Below are 11282 nucleotides of genomic sequence, written 5' to 3'. Positions count from 1 at the left end.
GTTTTTATGTTTTTGTAAATTGTTTTGAGAAAATGGTAGTTGTGCAACAGTTACCCGTGTTATGTGCCGTATTTCTTTTCTTAGTTGTCAATGTGTTTTAATAATTCGTTAATGTCGTCAGTTGATGAAATTCCTTTTTCTGTCGCTATAAACGAAAGTAAAGTTATTTCAGAATTTAAGTCACACGCAGCTTTAATTTTATGGTGTCCGTCAACTATGTAATGAGCAATACACCAATGTGAAGTAAATTCTGGTTTGATGTCATCTTCAGGCCAAACAGCAGGTTCTTTAATGTCTAATGTTGATAGGCTAATTGCTGTCGGTTTATTGCCTTTTAAAATTTTTTCTTTATAAAAGTCAACTCGTTTCTGGTCTAAATTTTCAGTTGATGTCAACGGAATAAAAAACTCAAATATTTTTCTGTCGTCACCGATTTCCTTGTCTGACCCACGATAGTAATTTACTTTGGGTGAGTGTGGAACACCATAATATCCGTCTATTCCCCATAAGTCTACTTGTTCCTTTGCGAAATAGTCGTTAGGTTGTCCAACAACTGTAAATTTTGGAGTAATTGTCAGCAGGGCAATTTCGTAAAATCCGTTAGGAATTATCTCTCTTAAAATGTCAATTGTATTGTCGTCAATGAAAATAAGTCCAACATTTAGTTTGTCAATGGTTTCTTTTGGATTGATTGATTTCTTGTTGTCAATTAGCTTTTCAAAAAAGAAAGAGCAAGTCCCACAAACATTTCCAATGTGATAGATATTTTGTCCATTAACAGCGATAAATCTGTCCCATACTTCCCACGAACCACCACCTGTCGTCTCAAATGTCAGAGGCGAATTTGATGATACAATTTTTGTCGTTCTTTTGTTAAGTAGTCGTTTCATAATATGGCACATAACGTTCTCAGGCTTTGTGCCTGTTGCGTAAAAATAAACCAAAACATTAAATTAAACACTAAAAATTACAAATTATGACAAAACATTCAGAAAATACCGAACCAAGCAATAGCACAAAACCTGTGTTACCTGCTGTTTTTTCAGACTTATTAGCAGACCACGATTATTACTGCTCTGATAATAGTTATTACAAATTAAATTTTGAAACTAACTATAAAACATTCAAAGATTTTTATAACGAAATGGGAAATGCTGATTGTGATATGAATTTAGTTTTTAGATTTGATATTAAACAAAAAGATAGCGACATTACTGAATCTGAAAAACCTGAATATTATATGGAAATATTTATGGTTCATCAAAGAAAAGGTCGTTTTGTTCCATTTTATATTGAAAATGTTTACGAAGAAGATTTTGAGTTACTAAAAGAATATCTTGAAAAAAAGTATTTGAAAATTCAACAGATTTGGAATCCATTCAGTTCTTCAAAATAGCAGGTAACGTTCTGCGGCTTGCTCTCAGTGGCGTTGAACCAACACCAAGCCATTACAAATATAACAAAACATTCCATTCAGCAGCGGATTTTCCGCAGGAAAATCCGGAAGTAGCCATTGAAGCAAACCGCTGTTGTGCAACGTTTTTTAATTATTTTTTACAATGATACCAGTTATGATTATCTTATTTAATAGATTGCTTCTATAAACATAGGTTTGAGAATCTATTTGTTTGATGATTTCAACATATATTTTTTCACCTAAGAGGTATTCGTGTTCTTTCTTACCAACTTCTAGATAGGTTAAGATATATTGATTGGGTTTAGGCCATTCAATTTTGTATTTATAAACTTCTCCGTTTGTTTCTTCAATTTGTATATTTTCGGTTCTTGTTATTATAGTATTTTTATAGTATATATCATGATATTTATATATTCCAATTTTGAAGTTATCGAGCTTATAAAAATCACTTTCCTCAATATGAGAATTTTCAAATTCTTTACTAATAAAACTGAAAGTTTGGTCATGACAATTGTTTTTAAGTTTAGTGTCTGGATAATATTCTATTCCTTTTCTATACTTAACAATTTGATTTATAATACTAGAATCTTGAATTGTTGTTTTGTCTGCTATAATTTCTACATCAGTTGTTTTTCCAACGCTGTCAACACAAAAATTCAAAGTCAAATATTTTATGTCGTTAATACCTTCAACATAAAATTCCGTTGTCATTTGACAAAAGCAATTAATTGAAATTAATATAAAAAATAAAAAAATGTTCTTTTTCACTTAGGTTAGGTTAATGTTGTACAACTCGTTTATATGCGAAACTCTCGAACTAGTATCATGCCTTATTGGCAAGATAAGCGAAAGTTTTGCATGGTTTTATTTCGCTAATTTTTTTAACGAAATCAAATATAATAAAATATTTACAATTTCTAAAACAAAAAAAAAGGCTCACTTTCGTGAACCTAATGAAACTTTATATATTCAAAAATTACGTTTTCTCTCTTTTTGTTTGTTCTTTTAAAATGGATGGCAAATAAGGTGAAATAGTAGTTTCTAATGTTGCTTCAGAAATAAATAAGGCTTTTGCATCTTGTGGTAATTTGTTCCAAATTTTAGGGTTTTTAAAATCGTAGCTTCCAAAAACAATTACGGGAGTTCCTTTTAATCTTACTTTCTCAGGATTTTCTAATTCCCATTGATCGGCAAATTCGTATAGTATTTTAGCATCTTTTTCTAATAATCGCAAACAAGAATGCGAGGCCGGATAACCCGGTAATTCATATTCGTGAAAACCTACCCCTAATTTGTTTTCAATGTTAAAATTCCATTTTAGTTTCCACTCATCATTAAATGTACTAATAGTTTCTTCGGCTTTCCAATTAGTGAAAAATAAACCTGTTGGTGTTTTGTCTTTTTCCCTTCCCATGCTTGTGGGTCCGGTATGCGTTAAAACACCATATTCATAAGTAGCAAAAGCTTGTGTAGTATAAGAAAACAAAATGATTTTGCTTACATCGCTCAAAATATTTACTTCAAGCGGAAATGGCATGTAATAAGCAATGTCGCCAGAGTAATCTGTAGGAACTACAATTGAATCTAGTTTTTTTAAATTGGGTTCATCTACACGATTAATAGCTAACACCAAATCGAGTGCTTTAGAATTGGAGCCATTATTTTCTAACCAATCTTTCGTCTTTTGAAATGTAAATTTTACTTCTTTTGGATGAACACGTTTTATTGTGGGTTTATTAGTAGGAGTAACCTCTTTAATTTTTTCTTTACAAGAAATGGAAAGAACACTAATAACCAAAATAATTATTTTTAATGTAGCTTTCATGGTTTTGAATTTAGATAAAGATATAATTATTGAACGTTTATCGTCTTATATTATTTTTAGAAATTATTACATAATTGTGAATTTTAGAGATAAAAAAAGGCTCACTTTTGTGAGCCTAGTATCAATTCCAAAATATTCCATTTTTTAAATCATTATAACTTAAGATTTCGTTTGTGTTTTCGAAGTTGAGGAGTACGAGTAATTCATACAATTCTAATCGATTAATAAGAATAATGAAATTACTTTGTAATGTTGGAATAGGGATTTTCTTTTTATAAATGGAGTGTTCGTATTCCTTTTCCCAATAGTCGATATCAATACGTTTTAGGTAATTTGCAAACGCAATTAATTCGTCTTCGGTAAGGCTAAAGTTGAGGTTATTGAAGGTTAATTGGTAATTACCACAACCTTTCAAGAAAATCAGCATACCGTTTTGAGTTTGTTTTAAAATGGAATAATTGCAACACATAGTTTTATTTTTTATTTCGTTTTCCCCACCAAATAAAGAATCCTGTAACCGGTAATGACGCACAAACTAAACTAATTATCAACGCTATAATCTTGCTCCAAATACCGAAAATAGCACCAATGTGAATATCGTAATTTGCAGCAACTGCTTTTTCGCCTAAGTTTTTATCGTGATGCGAATGTTGGTGCAACAATTCACCCGAATTTTCATCAAAAATCAAACTATGATTCATATGATACGAGTAGGAGAGTTGCTTCACAAACACATCATAATTCGGGTGTTCGTGGTCATCTAAATGTTCGTAACCAAAATCCAAACTGTATTGAAACGCATCTGGATATAATTCTTCGACTTTTTTACCTATTTTATCTAACGTATGTTCATCTCGCATTTCGATAGGTGCTTTGGTTTGAATGTGCGAAAAATCAGGATACGAAGTGCTTCCACCAGAAAATACGAAGTATAAAATCGCTTGGACGAAGAAAAATGCATAAAACAATCCTGTAAAGGCAACTACAAAAGCTAATGACGAAACATAAAATCCTAAAATGTTGTGCAAATCGTAGTTTTTGCGTTTCCAACTTTTTACGTTTTTCCAATTAAAAGCAAAGCGTTGTTTTCTAGCGTTTTTGTTTTTGGGCCACCATAAAATAATGCCCGAAATCAACATGAAAACAAAAATTAATGTCGGAATACCGCAAACATACGTTCCCCAATCGGTTTTCAGCATAAAACTGAAGTGAATCGATTTAATGATGTTGAAAAAATCAGTCGTTTCATCATAAACACCACGAATTTCGCCCGTAAACGGATTTACATAAACCGATTTGTAAACGACATATTCTTCGTAAAAATTCCAACCTTCTGGATTTCTTTCGTAGTAATAGAAGATGTAGCTTCGGCTTTTATCAATCGGAACCGTTACCCAGTGAATTGGATATTTTTCATTAGTAAATGCATCCACTTTTTTCTCTAACACTTTAAGTGAAAGCGGTTGTTTGTTGGCGATATTGGATTCGTGATGATAAATAGCATCTTTTCGAAGGTAATTGGTGATTTCTTCCTGAAACACATAAATCGCACCCGTAATCGAAATTATAAAAACGATTAAACCCGTGGATAAACCTAACCAAAGATGTAATTTTCGAATGCCTTTTTTGAAACTTGATTTTTGCATGTGATTACGATAAAAACTCCCCACCGAAATGAGGAGCTTACTTTAAACTAAACAGAAAATAAACTTAAAATTTGTAGGTAACACCAGCCGTAATGCTGCGTAAACGTTGCGGTGTAACCGTTGACCAACCTGAATAATATTTTTCGTTCAACATATTATTCAATTTTAATGATACGTTAAACTTGTCATTGTCATAAGATAAAGCCGAATTTAAAACCGTATAATCAGGTAAAGCGAAAGTTCCTATATTCGCTCTGTTTAAAGTTTTGTATTCGCTAGCGTAGTTACCTCCAAAACCAATTCCAAAACCTTTCAATTTTCCATTTGTTACTGTGTAATTTGCCCAAAAATTCACTAAAGTTTCTGGTCCAGCAGCTTCTGGTCGTAAACCTAAATAACCATCTCCTGGTGTTTCTTTTGTAACTTCTGCTTCATTATGACTAAAACCAGCAATAACGTTTAATCCTTTAATTGGATTGGCTACGATACTTACTTCAACACCTTTGCTTTCTACTTCACCACCTTGAATTGAGTTGTTGATGTTGTTTGGATCAGTAATTACGCGGTCTTTTACACGAATGTCATAATAACTAACAGAAGCCGAAATAATGTCTTTATATAAACTTGTTTTTAAACCTACTTCAAACTGATTTGCTTGCTCAGGATCAAATTCTTTGGTTCTTGGATTGCTTCCGTCGATATCAGCAACGGTGGTTGGAGCTACATTTTTAAATCCATTCATATAATTACCAAAAAGAGAAACTTTGTTTTCAATAATTTGATATACCGCACCAAACTTAGGAGAAACCGCTACTTGACCTTTCGTTTCTTCAGCATCCCATTGCGAAGCTTTTCCATCGAAATAATCTAAGCGTAAACTTGCCATAACGGATAATCTATTGGTAACATTCAATACATCTGAAACATAAGCACTCATAATTTCTTGTGTTGCTTCAGTGTTTCCTGCAAAACTTCCGGTTAACAGAGCGTCTGTTCCTGCTTGCGTTAGAATTCCGGTATCGGTGCCATTTACTAAAGAAACAGTTCCATTTGCAACCCAGCCAGAACCACTATTAATTAATCTCGAATTGTAATAATCCAATCCAGCAACCAAACGGTTTCTCATGTTTCCGATTTTGAAATCTCCAATGAAATTTTGTTGGATGTCGGTTGTGTAAAACGTTCCATCAGCTTTAGAAATGAATCTTGTGAATTCGTCGCCATTAGCAGAATCCCATAAATACTGATAGTAACCGTTTGTTTTAGTCGAACTTTTAGATAAAACGGTTTGCGAAGTCCAATTGTTCGAAAGTTTATACAAGGCTTGCATTTGCATGTTGAACGAATTGTTGTTCATAGTCAAATCATTCGAAGTAAATGATCTTTTGTAGTTTTTGTCAAATAATTCCATTGAATCAAATGAAAGAGGAGCGTATCGACTCAAAAAAATCATACTCGCTTTTGCTGAGGTATTTTTGTAAAATTCTGTGTTAACTAGGAAAGTTAATTTGTCGTTAACGTCATATTTTATGGAAGGTGCTAAAAAAAAGGAATTTGAAAATCCAGCATCTTGAAATGATTCTTCCGAAGTGTAAGCTGAATTAACTCTAATAGCTGCTTTGTTATTTATGGGAAGATTAACATCAGCAGTAACGCGATTGCTACCATATGTTCCATTGTTGTAGCTAACTTCGCCACCAAATGCTTGATGAGGTTTTTTAGTAACAATGTTGATTAATCCACCATACGAAATAACACTACTTCCAAACAATGTTCCTGAAGGACCTTTGATGACTTCAATATTGTCGATATTAATAGGGTCAACAGTTGTGTTGGTCAATGAGGGTAAACCGTTTGTCATGGTTGGTTGAACTGAAAATCCACGCATGGAGTAATATTCAGCACCATCACCATTTCGACCAGTAGATTCCCAAAGACGCGTTACACCAGTTGCGTTTTTTAGCGCATCGTTAAAATTCGTAACCACTTGTTCTTTTAAAAGGTTGGCTGGAATGGAATTGTACACTTGTGGATTTTCAATATCCTTTAAAAGCATTTTTGAAACCGTGGTACTGCTTTCTTTTTTGTACTTGTTTTCTCTTGTGCCTTCAACGGTAACTTCTTTTAAAACTTTAGTTGAATCCGCTTTTTCTTGACTAAATCCTAGTAGCGATGACAACAAAAGCGTTGATAATACTATTTTATTCATTTTATTTAGATTTAATTAAAATAACATAACAAAAGTATCGACTCGAAATTAAAATACAAAATTAATTTAGACTTATTTTAAATAAAAAATATAAAGAATTGATTTTCAGATGTAAAACTTTTAAAGACAGAAACTTTTATACTTTCAACTAAAATTGTAACTTTGCACTCCAAAATAAATAACAGCCATGTTAGAGAGATTACAATATGTAAAACAACGTTTTGACGAAGTATCCGATTTGATTATTCAGCCGGATGTCATTGCTGATCAAAAGCGTTATGTACAATTAAATAAAGAATACAAAGACTTAAAAGAGCTAGTTGAAAAGCGTGATGAGTACATCAACTTAGTTGGAAATATCAATGAAGCGAAAGAAATCATAGCGGATGGTTCGGATGCCGAAATGGTAGAAATGGCTAAAATGCAATTGGATGAAGCAAATGAGCGTTTACCTCAATTAGAAGAGGAAATTAAGTTCATGTTGATTCCTAAAGATCCAGAAGATGCGAAAAACGTAATGGTGGAAATCCGTGCGGGTACTGGTGGTGATGAAGCTTCTATTTTTGCAGGTGATTTGTATCGTATGTACACGAAATATTGCGAATCGAAAGGCTGGAGAACTTCTTTAGTCGACATGAACGAAGGAACATCGGGTGGATTTAAAGAAGTAATTTTTGAAGTTACAGGTGAAGATGTTTACGGAACATTGAAATACGAAGCAGGAGTTCACCGTGTACAACGTGTACCACAAACGGAAACGCAAGGTCGTGTTCACACTTCAGCAGCTACCGTAATGGTTTTACCAGAAGCGGAAGAATTTGACGTACAAATCGACATGAATGACGTTCGTATCGACTTTTTCTGTTCGTCAGGACCTGGAGGGCAATCGGTAAATACAACGAAATCTGCGGTTCGTATGACGCACATTCCTACAGGATTGGTAGCGCAATGTCAGGATGAGAAATCACAACATAAAAACAAAGATAAAGCTTTAACGGTTTTACGTTCGCGTTTATATGAAATGGAATTGGCCAAAAAACAAGAAGAAGATGCGAAAAAACGTAATTCTCAGGTAAGTTCGGGTGACCGTTCGGCTAAAATTAGAACATACAATTATCCTCAAGGTCGTGTAACCGATCACCGTATTGGAATGGATATCTTTGATATGGACGGTGTAATGAGTGGAAAAATCCAAAAATTTATCGACGAATTACAATTAGTAGCTAACACCGAAAAACTAAAAGAAAGCGAAGTTTTCTAAATGAAAGAAAACAGAACATAGAACATAGAGAAAAGATGCTGAACAATAATTTGTTTGGCATTTTTTTTTGGAGCGAATGGTTTGTTAACTTCTGTTATCCATGTTCCCGCTTTCCCTACAAGTTGCTCCTTGTGTCGCAAGCTTTTCGTGCAATCGGGGCTATAAAGGCAATTTTAGGAACAAAAATTAGTAGTTCAAATTAAATTTAGTGAACTTAGTGTCTTCTTCGTGTCTTTGTGGTTAAAAAAACTTTGTAACTTTGCGTTTAAATAACAACAACACAATGACTACTGAACAACTAATTTCCCAAATCCGAACTAAAAAATCATTTCTTTGTATTGGTTTGGATGTCGATTTAAATAAAATCCCTGAACATTTACTACAAACTGAAGATCCCATTTTCGAATTCAATAAAGCGATTATTGATGCGACTCACGATTTATGTGTTTCCTACAAGCCAAATACTGCTTTCTACGAAGCTTACGGCATCAAAGGTTGGCAATCGTTAGAAAAAACGATTAATTATATCAACGAGAAACATCCTGAAATTTTTACCATTGCTGATGCAAAACGTGGCGATATTGGTAATACTTCTTCGATGTATGCACGTGCTTTTTTTAATGATTTGGATTTTGATTCGGTAACGGTGGCGCCTTATATGGGAAAAGATTCGGTGGAACCATTTTTAGCTTTTGAGGACAAGCACACGATTATGTTGGCCTTAACTTCAAACGAAGGTGCTTTTGATTTCCAAACGCAGAATGTGGAAGGAAAAGAATTATACAAAGTGGTTTTAGAAACCTCAAAATCTTGGAAAAATGCTCGTAATTTAATGTATGTAGTGGGTGCAACTAAAGCCGAATATTTCACAGAAATCAGAAAAATTGTTCCTGATAGTTTCTTGTTAGTTCCTGGAGTTGGCGCTCAAGGCGGAAGTTTAGCTGAGGTTTGCAAATACGGAATGAATCAAAACGTTGGATTGTTAATCAATTCTTCAAGAGGCATTATTTACGCTTCAAACGGAACAGATTTCGCTGAAAAGGCTAGGGAAGAAGCTTTGAAATTGCAACAAGAGATGCAGCATATTTTAGGGTAAATATTGAACAAAATGCAATTTACAGACCAATTAGGAACCCAGCACATTTTCGAAACCACACCTTTGCGAATCGTCTCTTTAGTGCCTTCGCAAACCGAATTGTTGTACGATTTAGGTTTAGAAGATAACATTGTTGGAATCACTAAATTCTGTGTGCATCCGTTTCATTTTAAAGCAACGAAGACGATTGTTGGTGGAACAAAAAACATCAAATTTGATAAAATAATAGCACTACAGCCCGATATTATTATTTGTAATAAAGAGGAAAATACGAAAGAAATCGTAGAAGAGTTATCCACAATTTGTCCCGTTTGGGTAACGGATATTCTCACGATTGAAGATAATTTACAAATGATTCACGATTTTGGTCAACTTTTCAATAAACGTACGGAATCTCGAAAATGGATAGATAAAATCAATTTTGCTTATCAAGATTTTCAGCAATTTATCAAAGATAAACCCGTAAAGAAAGCCGCTTATTTTATTTGGGCGAATCCTCACATGGTAGCCGGAAATCATACTTTTATCAATGAATTATTGAAATTAAATCATTTCGAGAATATTTACGAAGCTAAAGAAGGGCGTTATCCTGAAATCGAGTTGAAGAAAATCCGTTTAGAAGGCGATCCGGATTATGTGTTTTTGTCATCCGAACCTTTTCCGTTTAAAGACGAACATGCATTTGAAATTGGACGATTTACCCATCATGCCAAAACGGTTTTTGTGGATGGCGAAATGTTTTCTTGGTACGGTAGCCGTTTGTTGAAAGCCTTTGATTACTTCAAATTACTGCATACTAAAATTTAAAATTTGTTCAACAATGTAGTTGTTTTAAAAACAGTACATTTGACAAATTTTAAACTTTTGATTTCCTATACAATTTATAAAAACGAAACCAGTACCGAATGGGTCACTTTTGTTCATGGAGCAGGAGGAAGTTCGTCTATTTGGTTCAAGCAAATTCGTGATTTTCAAAAGCATTTTAATGTACTGTTATTGGATTTGCGCGGTCATGGGAATTCAAAAGACCAATTAAAATCAGCATTCAAACAGCAATATACATTCAAAGCAATTGCTGAAGATATTGTTGAGGTTATCGATTTTTTAAAGATTGAATCTTCACATTTTGTGGGGATTTCATTAGGTTCTATCGTTATCCGTCAATTAGCAGAAATGCATCCCGAACGCGTGAAAAGCATGATTTTAGGCGGTGCGATATTAAAAATGAACTTCCGTTCACAGGTCTTGATGCGATTAGGAAATATGTTTAAATATGTCTTACCGTATTTGGTGTTGTACAAGTTTTTTGCCTTTGTAATAATGCCAAAAAAGAACCACAAACAATCACGCTTACTTTTCATCAACGAAGCCAAGAAATTGTATCAAAAGGAATTTATCAAATGGTTCAAACTCACAGCTGAAATTAATCCCGTGTTACGTTGGTTCCGACAAAAAGAATTGAATATACCAACACTTTACGTTATGGGCGAAGAAGATTATATGTTTTTACCTTCGGTAAAGCAAGTAGTTGCTAAACACGTTAAAAGCGCCGAACTTTTCATCATTCAAAATTGTGGACATGTGGTAAATGTTGAACAACCTGTTATTTTTAATGAAACGGTGATTGGGTATTTGAAGAAACAATAATTTGGTTTAACGTTCTGCGGCTTGGCGAAGTGGCGGATTTTCAGCAGTAAACTTCATTAGATGCACAAAGCTTGAATTTTGCACTTCACTTTCATAGACGCACTAAACCCCCGCTTTTGCATAACGGCTGTGCTTGTTGCACAACTCAAATATACAAATACTTGCATAAAAAAGAGATAAT

The 11282-nt window shown here is 33.7% G+C and carries 11 protein-coding genes; 5 read left to right on the top strand and 6 right to left on the bottom strand.

Features of this window, described 5'->3' with window-relative positions; translation table 11 throughout:
* Positions 1–80: 80 nt before the first annotated feature.
* Complete coding sequence (locus tag V7P59_RS12650) at positions 81–890, bottom strand: hypothetical protein (RefSeq protein ID WP_333810516.1); 810 nt, start codon at positions 888–890, stop codon at positions 81–83.
* Between the two features lie 86 nt (positions 891–976).
* Between V7P59_RS12650 and V7P59_RS12645 the strand changes: the two genes are divergently transcribed.
* On the top strand, positions 977–1396 hold the full coding sequence (locus V7P59_RS12645; RefSeq protein WP_333810515.1) for a glycosyltransferase family 92 protein: 420 nt from the start codon (positions 977–979) through the stop codon (positions 1394–1396).
* A 147-nt stretch (positions 1397–1543) separates the two neighbouring features.
* Here the strand turns inward: V7P59_RS12645 and V7P59_RS12640 are convergent, their stop codons facing one another.
* The 5 genes from V7P59_RS12640 to V7P59_RS12620 form a co-directional block, all read right to left on the bottom strand.
* Positions 1544–2128: a hypothetical protein gene (locus V7P59_RS12640; RefSeq protein WP_333810514.1), complete on the bottom strand. Its 585-nt coding sequence runs from the start codon at positions 2126–2128 to the stop codon at positions 1544–1546.
* Positions 2129–2393: 265 nt separating this feature from the next.
* The gene (locus tag V7P59_RS12635; RefSeq protein WP_333810513.1) at positions 2394–3242 is read right to left on the bottom strand and encodes a L,D-transpeptidase; all 849 of its coding nucleotides are present in this window, start codon (positions 3240–3242) and stop codon (positions 2394–2396) included.
* 121 nt (positions 3243–3363) lie between these two features.
* Positions 3364–3711 (bottom strand): DUF6686 family protein, encoded by a 348-nt coding sequence (locus V7P59_RS12630; protein WP_333810512.1) that lies wholly within the window; start codon positions 3709–3711, stop codon positions 3364–3366.
* A 4-nt stretch (positions 3712–3715) separates the two neighbouring features.
* Positions 3716–4888: a PepSY-associated TM helix domain-containing protein gene (locus V7P59_RS12625; RefSeq protein WP_333810511.1), complete on the bottom strand. Its 1173-nt coding sequence runs from the start codon at positions 4886–4888 to the stop codon at positions 3716–3718.
* A gap of 64 nt (positions 4889–4952) precedes the next feature.
* Complete coding sequence (locus V7P59_RS12620) at positions 4953–7097, bottom strand: TonB-dependent siderophore receptor (protein ID WP_333810510.1); 2145 nt, start codon at positions 7095–7097, stop codon at positions 4953–4955.
* 187 nt (positions 7098–7284) lie between these two features.
* Here V7P59_RS12620 and prfA point away from each other — a divergent pair, with 187 nt between their 5' ends.
* The 4 genes from prfA (at position 7285) to V7P59_RS12600 (ending at position 11101) form a co-directional block, all read left to right on the top strand.
* The gene (gene prfA / locus V7P59_RS12615; protein ID WP_194096442.1) at positions 7285–8358 is read left to right on the top strand and encodes a peptide chain release factor 1; all 1074 of its coding nucleotides are present in this window, start codon (positions 7285–7287) and stop codon (positions 8356–8358) included.
* A gap of 283 nt (positions 8359–8641) precedes the next feature.
* Positions 8642–9454 carry an orotidine-5'-phosphate decarboxylase gene (pyrF, locus tag V7P59_RS12610; RefSeq protein ID WP_333810509.1) on the top strand — a complete coding sequence of 271 codons (813 nt, stop codon included), beginning with the start codon at positions 8642–8644 and terminating at the stop codon, positions 9452–9454.
* A 12-nt stretch (positions 9455–9466) separates the two neighbouring features.
* A complete protein-coding gene (locus tag V7P59_RS12605) occupies positions 9467–10261 on the top strand; it encodes an ABC transporter substrate-binding protein (RefSeq protein ID WP_333810508.1) in 795 nt (264 codons plus the stop codon).
* A gap of 57 nt (positions 10262–10318) precedes the next feature.
* On the top strand, positions 10319–11101 hold the full coding sequence (locus V7P59_RS12600; protein ID WP_333810517.1) for an alpha/beta fold hydrolase: 783 nt from the start codon (positions 10319–10321) through the stop codon (positions 11099–11101).
* The last annotated feature ends 181 nt before the right edge of the window (positions 11102–11282 follow it).

This window comes from Flavobacterium sp. (assembly GCF_036782315.1).
GTDB lineage: Bacteria > Bacteroidota > Bacteroidia > Flavobacteriales > Flavobacteriaceae > Flavobacterium.
This window is presented reverse-complemented; position numbering and strand designations above follow the sequence as displayed.

Excerpts from the sequence above, each read along its gene's own strand:
- V7P59_RS12650 (WP_333810516.1), bottom strand. The coding sequence starts at position 890 with ATGAAACGACTACTTAACAAAAGAACGACAAAAATTGTATCATCAAAT.
- V7P59_RS12645 (WP_333810515.1), top strand. The coding sequence starts at position 977 with ATGACAAAACATTCAGAAAATACCGAACCAAGCAATAGCACAAAACCT.
- V7P59_RS12640 (WP_333810514.1), bottom strand. The coding sequence starts at position 2,128 with ATGACAACGGAATTTTATGTTGAAGGTATTAACGACATAAAATATTTG.
- V7P59_RS12635 (WP_333810513.1), bottom strand. The coding sequence starts at position 3,242 with ATGAAAGCTACATTAAAAATAATTATTTTGGTTATTAGTGTTCTTTCC.
- V7P59_RS12630 (WP_333810512.1), bottom strand. The coding sequence starts at position 3,711 with ATGTGTTGCAATTATTCCATTTTAAAACAAACTCAAAACGGTATGCTG.
- V7P59_RS12625 (WP_333810511.1), bottom strand. The coding sequence starts at position 4,888 with ATGCAAAAATCAAGTTTCAAAAAAGGCATTCGAAAATTACATCTTTGG.
- V7P59_RS12620 (WP_333810510.1), bottom strand. The coding sequence starts at position 7,097 with ATGAATAAAATAGTATTATCAACGCTTTTGTTGTCATCGCTACTAGGA.
- prfA (WP_194096442.1), top strand. The coding sequence starts at position 7,285 with ATGTTAGAGAGATTACAATATGTAAAACAACGTTTTGACGAAGTATCC.
- pyrF (WP_333810509.1), top strand. The coding sequence starts at position 8,642 with ATGACTACTGAACAACTAATTTCCCAAATCCGAACTAAAAAATCATTT.
- V7P59_RS12605 (WP_333810508.1), top strand. The coding sequence starts at position 9,467 with ATGCAATTTACAGACCAATTAGGAACCCAGCACATTTTCGAAACCACA.